This is a genomic window from Paraburkholderia sp. SECH4 (genome assembly GCF_030511745.1).
Lineage (GTDB): Bacteria > Pseudomonadota > Gammaproteobacteria > Burkholderiales > Burkholderiaceae > Paraburkholderia > Paraburkholderia madseniana.
This window is the reverse complement of sequence record NZ_JALOCP010000016.1, coordinates 173,012-186,684: the sequence shown is the minus strand read 5'-3', so window position 1 is coordinate 186,684 and position 13,673 is coordinate 173,012. Positions and strand designations below refer to the sequence as shown.

At 58.6% G+C, this 13,673-nt stretch carries 12 protein-coding genes; 3 read left to right on the top strand and 9 right to left on the bottom strand.

Features of this window, described 5'->3' with window-relative positions; translation table 11 throughout:
- Positions 1 to 401: 401 nt before the first annotated feature.
- From M0D67_RS22080 to M0D67_RS22070, 3 genes are all read right to left on the bottom strand, one after another.
- The gene (locus M0D67_RS22080) at positions 402 to 674 is read right to left on the bottom strand and encodes a hypothetical protein (RefSeq protein WP_171929366.1); all 273 of its coding nucleotides are present in this window, start codon (positions 672 to 674) and stop codon (positions 402 to 404) included.
- A gap of 297 nt (positions 675 to 971) precedes the next feature.
- Entirely contained in the window at positions 972 to 1,256 is a 285-nt protein-coding gene (locus M0D67_RS22075) for an H-NS family nucleoid-associated regulatory protein (RefSeq protein ID WP_154564025.1), read from the bottom strand.
- 5 nt (positions 1,257 to 1,261) lie between these two features.
- Entirely contained in the window at positions 1,262 to 1,504 is a 243-nt protein-coding gene (locus M0D67_RS22070) for a hypothetical protein (RefSeq protein ID WP_154564023.1), read from the bottom strand.
- A 114-nt stretch (positions 1,505 to 1,618) separates the two neighbouring features.
- On the opposite strand from M0D67_RS22070, the gene M0D67_RS22065 reads away from it, so the two are divergent.
- Positions 1,619 to 3,538, top strand: a complete 1,920-nt coding sequence (locus M0D67_RS22065) for a recombinase family protein (RefSeq protein WP_266239629.1) — start codon at positions 1,619 to 1,621, stop codon at positions 3,536 to 3,538.
- 70 nt (positions 3,539 to 3,608) lie between these two features.
- A complete protein-coding gene (locus tag M0D67_RS22060) occupies positions 3,609 to 4,502 on the top strand; it encodes a hypothetical protein (RefSeq protein ID WP_154564021.1) in 894 nt (297 codons plus the stop codon).
- 5 nt (positions 4,503 to 4,507) lie between these two features.
- Here the strand turns inward: M0D67_RS22060 and M0D67_RS22055 are convergent, their stop codons facing one another.
- On the bottom strand, positions 4,508 to 4,870 hold the full coding sequence (locus tag M0D67_RS22055; RefSeq protein WP_154564019.1) for a hypothetical protein: 363 nt from the start codon (positions 4,868 to 4,870) through the stop codon (positions 4,508 to 4,510).
- A 278-nt stretch (positions 4,871 to 5,148) separates the two neighbouring features.
- Between M0D67_RS22055 and M0D67_RS22050 the strand changes: the two genes are divergently transcribed.
- Positions 5,149 to 5,319, top strand: coding sequence for a hypothetical protein (locus tag M0D67_RS22050; protein WP_154564017.1), 171 nt, complete (start codon positions 5,149 to 5,151; stop codon positions 5,317 to 5,319).
- 570 nt (positions 5,320 to 5,889) lie between these two features.
- On the opposite strand, the gene M0D67_RS22045 is transcribed toward M0D67_RS22050, so the two are convergent.
- The 5 genes from M0D67_RS22045 to M0D67_RS22025 all read right to left on the bottom strand — a co-directional run bounded on the left by M0D67_RS22045 (position 5,890) and on the right by M0D67_RS22025 (position 13,646).
- Positions 5,890 to 7,542: an AMP-binding protein gene (locus tag M0D67_RS22045; protein ID WP_266239628.1), complete on the bottom strand. Its 1,653-nt coding sequence runs from the start codon at positions 7,540 to 7,542 to the stop codon at positions 5,890 to 5,892.
- Between the two features lie 14 nt (positions 7,543 to 7,556).
- On the bottom strand, positions 7,557 to 8,321 hold the full coding sequence (locus M0D67_RS22040) for a nitroreductase (protein ID WP_154564089.1): 765 nt from the start codon (positions 8,319 to 8,321) through the stop codon (positions 7,557 to 7,559).
- Between the two features lie 82 nt (positions 8,322 to 8,403).
- Positions 8,404 to 9,762, bottom strand: coding sequence for an aromatic acid/H+ symport family MFS transporter (locus M0D67_RS22035; RefSeq protein WP_154564013.1), 1,359 nt, complete (start codon positions 9,760 to 9,762; stop codon positions 8,404 to 8,406).
- Positions 9,763 to 10,386: 624 nt separating this feature from the next.
- On the bottom strand, positions 10,387 to 12,075 hold the full coding sequence (locus tag M0D67_RS22030) for a tannase/feruloyl esterase family alpha/beta hydrolase (RefSeq protein ID WP_154564011.1): 1,689 nt from the start codon (positions 12,073 to 12,075) through the stop codon (positions 10,387 to 10,389).
- Positions 12,076 to 12,629: 554 nt separating this feature from the next.
- Complete coding sequence (locus M0D67_RS22025) at positions 12,630 to 13,646, bottom strand: AraC family transcriptional regulator (RefSeq protein ID WP_154564087.1); 1,017 nt, start codon at positions 13,644 to 13,646, stop codon at positions 12,630 to 12,632.
- Positions 13,647 to 13,673: the final 27 nt, after the last annotated feature.

Genomic DNA, 13,673 nt, shown 5'->3' with positions numbered 1-13,673 from the left:
CTATCGGACGAGATATTTTAGCAATTCAAAAAGGTGTTTTGACACACTCTGGGCCGGTTGTCGCCGATCATTAATTCCGGACACCTCGATGCGATCGCGGATTTAGTTCGAAGCGATTTGCCTGTACACGCGGCCCCGCTCGCGCGCGACGTCTGCATGTAGTTTGGATTCCTATCCGGTCAGCATCGTCGATGTGACGATGTTTGCATCTGTAGCGTGTTCTGCCCGATCAACGCACTCGCTGCGATCCTGCTGCCGGCACGCGTACACGCGGCGCGACTGCGCTTGTCGAGGCAGTCGCTCAGCGTAGGGGCAGACACCTCGACCGGTACGGTCGCATATGTGCGGCCGTTTTCAAGTCCTGCGCGCGGTGTGCGGACTGAATGTCTCTGATTGACTCGCTATTGAGTTGCTGTGAGCTTGAGTCCCGGCCGCGACACCTGTGAGGATTCGTGCTGACCTTTGCGCTGATCGGCTACCTGCTCAATGCCGTTTTTTATGACCTCTTCGCAAAAGGCCAGACGTGCACGGTAGTAATCTGCATGCAACTGCGCATCGAGGATTCGCTGCTCCGCCTGGAAAAGCTCCAGACGCAGGTCCCGCAACGCTTTTTCGGCCTGCTTCTCCGGGGTGAGTGCGTTGTGCACAGCCCAGTTCGCGATCCATCTCAGCATGGCGAAGTCCTCCCGTCGTTGGATGCTCGTCCTCTGCCACGACCCAAGCCTATCAAAATACGATCCAGGTGTGTGTTAAATAAAGTTTGAGCGTCGCCTGTGACAAAAACGACACACTCCTGCTTCGAAGTGTTCGTATTGCATACACGGTCCTTCGCGGCGAACGCCGTGCCCTACCTGCACCGGAAGCTCGGCGAGTAGCCCGTAAGTGCTCACTGACACGCGCCCCGGAAGAGACAGTCGACTTGCTCTATTGCAGCTACTCCCTGAGTTGCACCCGCCAAGAACGTCGAATTATTACCGACGACCGATAAGAAACTCCTTCGAGTCCTTCCCGAGCAACCAGACAGGGCGCGCGCCCCATCCAGTCCAGGTTTGCCCCGTTTCCGGATTTCGGTATCGCGGCGGTGCGGGAGTCCGTCCTCGCTTGCGTCCGACGAGTTCACTGGGCGTGATGCCGTAGTCCCTCATCAAGCCACGGATCTGCTCAATAGCTGCGACGCGTTCAGTGCGCCATGCGAATTGAATCTGTTTATCGAGCGCGGCGAGGTCAGATACAAGTTCCAGGTAAGTCTTGTTCATCGCACTTATTGCAGGTTTTTCGCGAGTTGGGCACGCAAGGTGATGGCCATCTGTTGAAGAATATCCGGGAGCAGAACCTGTGCGTCAAGCGGACCGACTACCGAGTATCCCGAGCCAGAAACACCGTCGATGACTATGACGGCAGCGCAGCGTGCGCCGGTTGACTGCCGCACGTGATTGCAGGCAGCTTCGAATTGACCCGCCGCTTCACCACCTTGCTCGACCTTTGCGTCAATGTTGCCGATCATGAGATTCTCCGCGTGTCCAGATGGGCCCGCGGAACATTCTAAGCCCACCAATCGGATTGGACGTTGCTTACGGCCACCAACAGGTGGTCCACCGGGGCACCATGCCACTGGAACGTGGCGCTAACGGATAACTGCACTGCGTTACCTTTTGGACGATTGCTCAGCGCGAACTCGTTCACCCAACGTAGTGACGCAGAGATCGGCAAGTTCCTGCCGGATGTTGGCCAGCAACTCGCCATGCTCGTTGCGACTGAGGATTCGCAGGGCTGCGAAAACCTGGCAGGTACGATTGGCAGCCAGGCATCTGATGGATTGAACTGCCGTTGCTTGCTAGACACGGCTTGCCGCACGCGTGAAACCTTATTATCGCGAGAACACCAATCAAGTGGCCTTGACTTTCAAGGCAGCATCGCTATCAATAATCATTGTTGTCAACCGGTAAGCCGAATGCCGTCCACTCAGGACCGTCGGTCCGGCTTCACCGCGCCGATACGAGCCGCGCAATACGTGCGCATGTCTACCGACCATCAGCAATGCTCGCCGATTTTCCAGAGGCAGGCGATTGCTGAGTACGCAGCCGCTCACAATATCCGCATCGTTCGGGACTATGAGGATGCCGGTATCAGTGGCCTCACGCTGCGCGAGCGCCCGGCACTCATCCGGTTGCTGGTGGACGTTGAAGATCCAGCCCGCAAATTCTCCACAATATTGGTCTACGACGTAAGCCGGTGGGGGCGATTCCAGGACGTTGATGAAGCTGCGTTCTACGAATACACCTGCCGCCGTGCCGGTGTGAAAGTGATTTACGTCGCCGAGCCATTCGAGAACGACGCCAGCCCGACAACATGCGTCATGAAAGCGCTTAAGCGCGCGATGGCGGGCGAATTCAGTCGCGAAATCTCGCGCAAGGTTTTCCTGGGTCATTGTGTCAACGTTCAGCGCGGCTACCACTCCGGCGGGCCACCTGGGTATGGTTTGCAGCGTGTGCTGGTGGACGCCCATAGCGGCACCCGCCGACCGCTGGCACCGTACCAGTACAAAAACCTACAGACCGACCGTGTGATCCTCGCGCCGGGGCCCCCGCATGAGGTCGCCATCGTGAGAAAAATGTTCGAGTGGTACGCCGCCCGTGGGACCACCGCTACGGACATAGCGCGCCGGTTGAATGACTTCGGTATCGGCAACGGCGCGGGACGGCCATGGTTGCCCCGGAACATCCTCCAGATTCTGCGCAACGAAAAGTACATCGGGACCAACGTCTACAGCCGGACGTCTTCAAAGCTGGACGCCCCATGGGTGCAATTGCCCACGGCGGAATGGATACGTGTAGCCAGTGCCTTTGAGCCCGTGGTCGGCAATCAACTCTTTGCGGCCGTTCAGCGCAAGCTCACCCGCATCAGACAGATTCCCAGCCGGGACGAAATCGTCTCAGGCCTGCGCAAGGTCGTCGAAAGGACCGGCAACCTGAACCAGGCAACGCTGCGGCGCTACCGAAGCGCACCCTCAGTTGAGCGCGTCATGCGGGAATTCGGCAGCATGTACGAAGCGTACGAGGCAGTCGGATACGCACCTCGCCTGAATCCTGAGAGATCCCGGAACAGGTATGTCGAACGACGAACGGAGCTTTCAATAGCCGATATCACGACGGAGAAGTTGCGCAGGTTGGGACATGACGTCAGATTCGAAAAGCACACCAATGTCATGTGCGTGGACAACACGCTTCGGTTTCAGCTTCTAGTGAGGAGTTCATGGCTCATCCACAGGCATTCCCCGTATTGGGTTGCGCGCTGGCCAGACTGCTTCGCCATCGACTTTCTGGTGTACGCCCGCATTGAGCGCGCGAACCCGAACCTGCTCGACTTTCACGTCTTTCCTCGGGGTAGCCTCACGCCCGGCGCGTACACCGTGATCCACAGAAACGGCGCTTCGAGATTTGAAGATTTCCGATACCCCGACCTGAAGTCGATCGTCGAGCTTTCTGAGGTGGTACCCCTCGAAGTGCTGGGTTACGCCCCACGTGCTGGTGCCACATGAATCCTCGCACCTCAAAGTCCGGCTCAGAAGACGCAGTGGCAAGAGTCTGCTCACGACATCCGGAGGCAGCGTGCACGACGAAGTAGCGGCACCTGAACGGTCTCGGGACAAGCAGGTTGAACGCAGGCCCGCTGGAATCAGAATACGGGAAGCGATCGAGGATGAGTGTGAACGACAACGTGCCGCACTCGCGCGTAAAGAAGCCGCAAACGCTCAAATGACGCTGCTTGGAAGTATTCTCGGAGAACTGTTATCTCAGGCCGACTTCGTTGCCGTGCTCAAGGTCGCGGGATTTACAGCCATACCCTGTCTCGTTCAGCAGCGCCTGCAGCCGCGATTCCCAGAATTCCGAGAAACCTGTGCTGTTCCGGCGAAACAGGACACGGGTTCAGATACCGCCCCTTTCACGCAAGGCAAGGCGGTCGATGCGCCTGAGGACGCCGCTGCGATCCTCGCGGGACAAGCGCTACCCGTAAGGACAATTCACGCACTTGACCGGATGGTGCCGGCGCGCCGGTCAGCCATCGCCAATCTGATGTCCGCCGTGGGTAACCTGACGGGAGATTTTGCCCGCGCGCTTCTGGCGGCTACACCTGAGGGCATGAGAGCAACCGTCGCGCGGTCGCAGCGAGTCGACAACAGCCATGCGAGGAGCTTCGCGAGGATTGAAAAACGACTGATGGGCTTACACACGAAAAACCAGATGCTGTCCGCCGGACACAATGACAATCTCCGCTGTCTGGCGGTCTGCGCCAGCTACGTCCGTAGCTGGACTCACAATCGTCACGTACTCGCCTGGCTACGTTTGCATTATCCGGTTCATGCCGCATCGCTTGAGCAGATCGCAGAGGAAGCAGATTGTGCAAAAGAACCGAAGCGGGCAATGAAGCTGCCTTACGCACGCGACAGGACCCCCGGTGCTACGAAGGAAATCAGGCGGCGAGTTCGTTCACGCGGGTCGTAATCACGTCAATACCAGCGGGTATGAAGGAGGTGGGTCAGGCAGTGCTGGTAGATGTCCCTTGCGATCGGCGAACGAAAATCGAGCCGCAGATTCTCGCAGAACATCGAAGTGACCTGTCCGGGATCGAAAGTGAGCGGCGATATCAGCTCCATCTGTTCGGCGATCTCGCGGGCACGACTCGCAAGCATCACACGCTGCAGGATATCGGCACCCCCGCCGTTTGCATCCAGCCAGATTTTCGTCGATTCCACAACGTGATCAGACGACAGCCATTCCCCCGTCAGCTGCCGGGCGACAAAGTGAGATGCGACCAGGTACGTAAGCAACTCGGCGCGAGCGCGAAAGTCAAGGTTAAGCGGATTGGTCAAGGTAACGTCGTCCTCGCATAAGCGACTATGCGAGTTTAACGCGCAGACGGATACGGCTAACTATTTGAGGCATGCCGGGATCATCTCTGTAACCACACACGCGACAGACACGCCGCAGTTGCGACCCGAGCACGAAACTAACTTCTACGACCAACCGGAGCGCCAGCATGCTCCCGAAGATAGGGCCGCACAGCGTGTCTTGCGGACATTCACCGTTGTGCCTTGACGTGGCGTATCGCCGACCTATGACTAAGTGCAGCGGCAGACTGGAGACGACGATGCCACAAGCCGCCGGTGCATCGACCTTTCTTGCTGGCGCGCGTGCTGCGCAGTATGTCTGCATGTCCACGGACCACCAGCAATACTCAACCGACAATCAGAAGCGGGCAATCGCCGATTTCGCCGCATCGCAGGACGTAATGGTTGTTGCCACGTACGAAGATGGCTGAGCAGGAGCGCGCCGATCCAATGCGCGGACGAACCGCCGGAGATGGTCGAACTGCTGCAGATACCGACCGTCTCAGTTCGACCCATAGGCGCCCCTCCCGCTTTCATCGTCTCAATGTCAGCTATTGGACGGGGAGCCGCCCGTCACACCGCGTTTGGCAGGTGGGGGTGTCTCGGTTTTGTGTGGCACATAGATTCGATTCGGGGTTATGCAGCCGTGTCTGTCGCCTGTCGCTTCGAACGGTATCGGCTCCCGGTTTCGTTGGCGGCTGATGATGCAAGGCCGCTATAAGATCAAACTGCGCTTGCCCTACGTCCCGAGCAGAGCGATTGCTTCTCGTGACCGGATTTGCGGGCGGCGCCATTCCGTCGCTCCGGGTCAATCTCGCGCGTCAAGAGCACCCCCCTGCTGGAATCGATGTGCGGTATTTCCTGGCGGACCGGCCGGAAATGGCACGGCGTGTACGCACTGCGCTGCTCCATGATGAACCCGCACGAATACGCGCGACTACAGCCGCACTTGACCGTAGTCACACTTTACAGCGCATGGCGCGCTCAGCGCACCAACAGCTTCATCCCGCCAACCTCGTGATCGCTACCTGGCTGCCCGCTTGCTCCCGCAGACGAAACTTCTGGATCTTGCCTGTAGCGGTCTTGGGCAATTCCCCGAAAATCACGCGGCGCGGGCATTTGAAATGCGCCAGTCGCTCCCGGCAGAACAAGATGACATCCTTCTCCGTTATGTTAGACGCATCCGGCTTCAGTTCGACAAACGCACAAGGCGTCTCGCCCCATTTGTCATCCGGCTGAGCGACCACGGCCGCGTTGAGCACGCCTGACATGCGATAAATGACCTCCTCCACCTCGACGGACGAAATGTTTTCTCCGCCCGAGATGATGACGTCCTTGGAGCGGTCCGTGATCTGGATGTAGCCATCTGGATGAACGACAGCAAGATCTCCGCTATGAAACCAGCCGCCGGCGAAAGCTTTTGCCGTTGCGTCGGCATTCTTGAAATATCCCATCATCACCGTATTCCCCCGGACGAGAACTTCGCCGCAAGACTTGCTATCGGCGGGCACTGGTTCGAGCGTCGCAAGATCGGCGACCGACATGTTCTCGAACGCTGCCGCACGTACACCTTGTCGCGCTTGCAGTTTCCCTTGCTGCTCGGGCGGCAATGTATCCCACTCGTCGTGCCAGGCACAGCTGATGGGCGTGCCGGAGATCTCGGTAATGCCAAAGACGTGGTCGACGTCGAAACCCATTGCGTCGACGGCCTCCAGAACCGCTGCCGGCGCCGGCGAGCCGGCGGTAAGAACCCGCACACGGCGCGGCAGCGGCTGCCTTTCCGATTGAGGCATGCTCGCAATGCCTGAGAGCACGATCGGCGCCGCACAAAAATGATCGACACCGTACTCGACGATGGCGGAGAGAATATTCGCGGCATTCACCTTGCGCAAACAGACGTGCGTTCCCGCCGCGGCAGTAATCGCCCATGTGAAGCACCAGCCGTTCGCGTGGAACATAGGAAGCGTCCACAGGTAAACCGGCGCACGCGGGAGCGGCCAGTTCGTCATCTGCAACAGGCTCATCAGATAGGTGCCGCGGTGGCTCGGAACGACGCCCTTCGGATCCCCGGTCGTCCCGGACGTGTAGTTCAATGCAATGGGCGTCCACTCGTCGAGCGGGCGGCGGCCCGCAAATGCCGGATCACCGCTCGCCAGCAGCGACTCATAATCAGTTTCCCCGATGGTGGGGCCATCGGGCGCTTCGTGATCGTTGATGTCGATCACACGCGGCGGATTGGGAACTGACTGCAATGCTTTCTCGACGAGCGGTGCAAATTCGCGGTCTACGAGCATGAGCTTGCATTCGCCGTGGCGCAGAATGAAGGCGACACCGTCAGCATCGAGTCGGCAATTGATGGCATTGAGAACCGCCCCCGAGAGCGGTACGCCGAAGTGGGCCTCAAGCATGGCCGGGGTGTTCGGCGCAATGATCGACACCGTGTCGCCCGGTTCGATGCCCAACTGAACGAGCGCCGACGCGAAGCGATAGCAACGCTCGCGCGTCTTCGCCCATGTCTGCCGGAAGTCGCCATGAATGACCGCGGTTCGATTCGGATAGACGTCGGCGGTTCGATCAAGGAAGGTCAAGGGCGTCAATGGAACGTGGTTTGCCGCGTTCTTCTCAAGTCCTCGAGAATAGGCCGTTGCACTCATGACTTTGTCTCCATTCATTCTTGGTAGAAAGTAGTGAAATCGCCGACCGCACTGCGCTCCGTGACCAGAGTGTTCTCGATGCAGTTGGGATCCGCATAACCCAGACTCATTCCGCACACCAACATGTGGTTGTCGGGAATGGACAGTTCGTTAGCGATGACACGGTGGAACTTGTTGAAAGCCGCCTGCGGACACGTGTCGAGGCCCCGCGCGCGGGCGGCGATCATGACGCTTTGCAGGAACATGCCCGTGTCCAGCAGACTTCCTTCACGCATGATCCGGTCAACCGTGAAAAACAGGCCCACCGGTGCATCGAAGAAGCTGTAGTTGCGACCGTGCTGGACGTGCATCCGCTCCTTGTCACCCTTCTCGATGCCCAGCAGGCCATACAGGTTCCAACCAACCTCACGCCGGCGGTCCACATACGGTGCGATCCATTCGCGCGGGTAGTAGTCATAGGGCTCGTCCAGGTCGGAGCTGCGAACGGGATCGTCATTGATCTCGTTGATGGCGGCAGACAGGCGGGACTTCATGGCGCCTGTCACGACATGCACATGCCAGGGCTGGATGTTGACGCCGGTTGCGCTGAAGCGAGCCACGTCGAGGATGGACTCGATCTGCTCGCGAGGAACCTGCGTGGGCAGGAAAGCACGGACGCTGCGCCGCGTGACGAGCGCCCAATCGACGGCTCGGTTCACGTCGGCAAACGAGCTCAAGGGAGGAGGAGATAGACGGTCCATTTCGATGCCGGGATTGAAAGTTGCGCTGCACTGAATCATGTAGCGTTTGTTGAGGGTAACGCCCGTACGAGCCGCGTTGTTCGCAAGAATCTCGGCCACGAAGCTGCATATGGCGGAAATGTCAGCGCCCCGCGCCGCCCTGAACCGCGACAACAGGCACGCTGTTTGAGCGATGCGAATCGGCACGTGTCTGGTTGATCAGCGTCACCGCCGCCGCGCCGATGAGGCCGGCCAGGCCGATTGCCATGAAATTCTGTTCCAGCGGCAACTTCAGGGAGACGAGCCAACCAATGAGCACCGGAGCCACAATCGCGCCGATCCGGCCCACGCCAGAAGCAAAGCCAACACCGGTAGACCGGATCGCATGTGGATAGAAGTCACCCGCATAAGCGTAGGCAAGCAATTGCGTACCGAGCGTCGATGCGCCGACAACGAATACGACGGCAAACAACGATACGGTCGACTTCGTGTAGCCCATCAGCGACAGCGCAACCGCCCCGACGATGTAGAACGCAATCAACACCCGCTTGATGTTGACCTTGTCGCTGAGCCAACCGCCGAAGATCGCACCGGCGATCGCGCCGACGTTGAAGACGATCACGAAGTTCAAAGCTGAACCCAGGCTATACCCAGCCATGGCCATCAGCTTGGTCAACCACGAACTGAGCGCGTAGACCATGAAGAGGCCCGTCATGAACGCGACCCATATCATCGTGGTACTGAAGCCGCGGCCATCCTGGAAGAGTCGTCGCACCGAAGCGTCGCTGGCTTTGTCTGACAAGGAACCTGCAAACTGCTCTCGACCGCTCAGCGGATAGTCGGGCACCAGCCGCTTCATGACTGTGCGCAGTTCGTCGTGCCGGCCGCTTTTGAGCAGGAAAATCATTGAATGGGGCATCGTTTTGATGATGAATGGGATCAACAGGACAGGCAGGCCCGCGGCAAAAAAGACCGATTGCCAGCCGTAGCTGTCGATAAGCTGCTTTGCAGTCAGCGCCACCAGAATCCCGCCAATCGAATAGCCTGCGAACACCAGCGTGACCAATCGGGTACGCAACGCATTGGGCGAAAACTCCGCCATCTGCGCGGTGACAATCGGCAAGACTCCGCCGATGCCCAGGCCGGCGACAAAGCGCGTCACGCTGAAACTGATTGGATCGCTCGTCAACCCGGCGGACGCCGTGAAAAGACTGAAAAGGGCCACGCAAACGCACATCATCGTTGGTCGTCCGAAACGGTCCGCCAGCGTGCCAAGGAAAATGGCCCCGAGCATGACCCCAACAAGTGTCGAACCAGCCATGATGCCCGCGCTGGTCGCGCCGATGTGCATGTCTTTCATGATCGATGGCAGCGCCGCGCCGACGACGGCAAGATCGTAGCCATCGAGTATCAACATCAAGACACACCAGAACAGGACAAGGGTATGAAAGCTATTGAATCTGGCCCGGCCGGCGAGTGAATACACGTCTATCTGGTTCATGTCGTCTCCTTGGTTTTAATCTCGTGCGTGAAATCCGCGCGAGCTGTGGGCGCCATCGATGGGGCGCCTTTATCGCGCCCCAATCAACCGCTGCTGTCGTGCTGCCACCAGTGTCAGGCGGACGCAAGTGGCAGTCCATGTCCATCAACTTCAACCTGGATGAGGTCATCGAACACCAGCGATTCCGGCGTTGCGCCGCCGGCGGTAGCCCAATCTCTGTTAGGCGAGGGCACCGATTTCCAGTTGGAGAAATCGCTTCTCGTGACGACGGATTGACGCAGTCCCTCGGACAAACCATGCCCCCGTTGCGACTGTCCGCAGCGCACTGGTTATTCGTCTGAGTACGGGCGTAAAGATGGACGCTGCGGATCAGCTCGGCGGGATAGTCGAGCCGCGCGCTATATAGCGCAGGATCCGCGAGCAGCGGATCGACGCAAAGTTCCTGCGCAACGAAATGCGGTGAGCCCGCTCAGTGTGGCCGCAAGCCGGATGCCGTTGCAGGTCGTTAACGGGGTGGGGCTTTGCATCGGGCCGGAACGTGCGCACCCAGTCGCGTCAGCGCTGGAAATTCCGGGTGGAAGGTGGCCGTCCGGCACGGCCAATGGGTGCGCACGGCGAACCGGACTAATTCGAGCACAAGAAGCTCGCCGCCAGATTCTGGTCGCCACCGATGTATTTGGGCCACTGTGGGTATTCGCACATGGGCCTGGTACGTCCGGCTGTTGTCGGAGTCAGGTCGGTGATAGTCAGATCTTTGGGCTCAATTCCTTTCGTCACCCAGTTGTCCAACGCCGTCAGACCGTCATATGAACCATTGAATTGTCCGCCGAAGCCGTGGGCCGCGCCCGGAACCAGGTAGAACTTCAGAAATTGACTAAGTGGCCCCTGCCCGAATCGGGATACCAGCCGGTTATAGTAATCAATCGACAACTGCGCCGGAATGAACTGGTCTGATTGCCCGTGCTGGAGAACGATCTTGCCGCCGCGGCTCTGGAATTGACTCAAGTCAGTGCTGGTGCTGTCCATGAGTGCGCTCACCGCCTGGACGCGCGAAGTTAATGATCCCGGGTTGGCAGAATTAAAATTCAGAATGCTTGATCCAGCGTCGCGAGCGACCGCAAACCGGAGCATGTCATTTGAAAACGTGTAATAAAATGCGCTCTTGCCGATCACCCCAGGCTCGACCATCGCATCGGCAGCGGAAGTGCCCCAGGCCAAGCTAGTGGACCAAAAATCCGCCCCGGTGAATGCGTTATATGCTGGAAATGTCTGTATTCCGCTTGCCAGATTGAAGCTAAAGTTAAGCGGTGTGCCAGCGGTGGTTAGCGTATTGATTTGTGCGTCTGACAAGCAACTGTCACCGGTGTCGCCCCCGCCGGAGCAGCGAATCACTGCTGGATCGAACGCGCATGCTGCAGGGTTACTGATAATGCCGTCAGCGACGCCATCCAGAGCGTCGCATTGCTTCATGACCGCTGCGAGAACGGCCTTGCCTTTAGCAGGCGTGACGTATCCTCCGGGTGCCAGCAGGGATTGCGAGATCCTGCCCATCTGGAGCCATAGTCCTGTTATTCCTGAAGCTGGATATGTCGAAATGATACCGTCGTAGTCTTGCGGGAACCGTTGTGCCGCAATCAAACCTTGTCGTCCGCCACTCGAACCACCAATAAAGTAGCTGTGCGCGAAGTCCGAGCCATATCTTGCCTTTGCGATGTAGGCTGCGAAGTCATGCGTCTTCTTGATGTGGTCGCCAGCATAGTTGGCGAGTGCCTCATCGTTTGTTGCGAAGGAACCGTCTAGGATGGTTCCCTCATGCCCACTGTCGCTCCCGACAGTCACATAACCCCTGCGCAACGGCGTACTGACGCCTGCGGGCTCTGCCCCGGATAAGAACCCGTCAAATGGTGAGCCCTCGGTATTGGCGATGGTGCCGTCAAATCCCCCGCCACCGAAGTGAACAGCTTTTCCGTTAAAGTTAGTCGGAAGGTCCACCTTCACCCGGATATCGGGCGCATTGAAATCGACCGGATGGATAGTTCCGAGCACTTTGCAATACTCACCATTGCTGTTAGCAGAATCAGTATCAGAAACGAGCGTCGCTGACACGACAGTGGCACCGGTTGTCGGCAACCCAATAGAGCTGGCAGGAACAGTCATACCAGCCAACGCACTACACTTCGCGGCTGGCGTCACGACAGCGGCGTTTGCCGGTGCCGCGTCATTGCCGCCGCAGCCAGATACGGTAACGGCTGATGCTGCGAATAGAACACTCACAATAGCCGGGCTTCGGCGAATTCTGAACCGGGTTCTCATTCTCGTCTCCATATATTTTTTTGCTACCGCAATGCGCTGCTCATCGAGGGCAATTTTTATTTGCCGCCGCCGATTCGGTGACGCGCTGGCGGGAAAACTGGTGCCCCAGTAAGCGATGACGCTTCACTTATTTTGCGGTAGCGATCAAGTGCGGGGCTCTTGCGGAGCCAGCTATGAATACTCTGCGCAACCGGGTGCGAGGCTTGTTCTGATTTGCCGGACGCGACTGTAGTGTCAGCCTGGCTGGGACGCCAATCCATGTCCGCCGACTTCAGTTTGCATGAGGTCTGTGGACACGTTGGGCTTTCGTTGTGCTTCATGCGTTGGCGACCCATCATCCCGAGAATTCAAGTGAGGATGAGTGCAATGCCGCTGGGGCGCTGCCCGCCTGTATGCGATTCATCGGTTGCCCGGCTTTACTTTGCCTTGCCTCGGCAGCTATGCTTTTGCGCAACGCTCGTTCGGAAACGAGGATCGAGCCGTTTCGACAGCTCAGACGTACAAGCAAGTCGGAACGCTCGAATTCCGCTATGACAACGGTACGAGTTCTAACGTTAAGAGTTGGCCTTGCCGTGGCGGTACATTCCCGGGCTGGCCCCGGTCCACTTCCTGAAAGCCCTGTGAAAAGCACTGGTTTCCTGAAAGCCAGTCCGCGCAGCGACTTCGGCGACTGTGAGAGAACTGCTGGAAAACAACTCGATTGCGATGTCACGGCGCAATTCGTCTTTCAGTTGCCGGTAGTTCGTGCCTTCGGCCAGCAGGCGGCGTTGCAGCGTGGCCGCGGATAGATTCAGTAACCGCGATAGCGCGTCGAGGTCCGGCCAGTCGTCGGGGGCCTGGTTTCTTAGTCGGCGCCTGACCTGGGCCGTAGTGCTCGATTCATTGCGATACTTGACCAGGATATTGGCTGGTGCGTTCTCCAGGAACACACGCAGGCTCGCTTCCGTGCCGGACAGTTTGAGGCCGAGGAAACTGCGATCGAACCGGATCAGGGTCTCCTCTGCGGAGAACGTCACATCCTCGCAGAAGCGCATGCGGTAGTCGCTGTCATCGATTGGTGGGGAGGCGCGAAACCGCATCTCGATCAGTGGGATCCGTCTGCGTGCGAGCCAGCATGCAAGACCGTGCACGAGGATGAACCACGTCCCGTAGGCAAAGAGCCGGCGTGTCCGCCCATCGTCATGCAGGATGATCACCGCATGCTCGCCTTCGCAGCGCAACTCCCCGTGAATGTCGTCGAGAACCGCTCGCAGGAACTTCAGCATGCGACGCAGCGCGTGTTCCAGATTGTCCGCATGCAGCACCGCGTGACACATCAGAGCGTAGCTACCCCGGCGCAGTGCGTGGCTGTCGAGGCCAAAGAACTCGTCGTCCATCAAGTCGGCCAGAGCCGCCCACAGTCGCGAAAAGGCCAACGCCGGCACACGGGCTCTCGGCGCATTCAACAATTCCGCCGCGATTCCAGCGTGCTGGAGGACGGCCGACACATCGAGATTCCGTTGTGTCGCCGCGAGGATTGCCTCGCGTACCAGGCTGATAGAGGTTGTGCCCTTGTCTTGAGTGTCATTCATAGTCAGGCGTACCCACAGAAAGTGTGG

Coding starts and splice junctions, on each gene's coding strand:
- M0D67_RS22080 (WP_171929366.1), bottom strand. CDS start 674: ATGCTGAGATGGATCGCGAACTGGGCTGTGCACAACGCACTCACCCCG.
- M0D67_RS22075 (WP_154564025.1), bottom strand. CDS start 1,256: ATGAACAAGACTTACCTGGAACTTGTATCTGACCTCGCCGCGCTCGAT.
- M0D67_RS22070 (WP_154564023.1), bottom strand. CDS start 1,504: ATGATCGGCAACATTGACGCAAAGGTCGAGCAAGGTGGTGAAGCGGCG.
- M0D67_RS22050 (WP_154564017.1), top strand. CDS start 5,149: ATGCCACAAGCCGCCGGTGCATCGACCTTTCTTGCTGGCGCGCGTGCT.
- M0D67_RS22045 (WP_266239628.1), bottom strand. CDS start 7,542: ATGAGTGCAACGGCCTATTCTCGAGGACTTGAGAAGAACGCGGCAAAC.
- M0D67_RS22040 (WP_154564089.1), bottom strand. CDS start 8,321: ATGATTCAGTGCAGCGCAACTTTCAATCCCGGCATCGAAATGGACCGT.
- M0D67_RS22035 (WP_154564013.1), bottom strand. CDS start 9,762: ATGAACCAGATAGACGTGTATTCACTCGCCGGCCGGGCCAGATTCAAT.
- M0D67_RS22030 (WP_154564011.1), bottom strand. CDS start 12,075: ATGAGAACCCGGTTCAGAATTCGCCGAAGCCCGGCTATTGTGAGTGTT.
- M0D67_RS22025 (WP_154564087.1), bottom strand. CDS start 13,646: ATGAATGACACTCAAGACAAGGGCACAACCTCTATCAGCCTGGTACGC.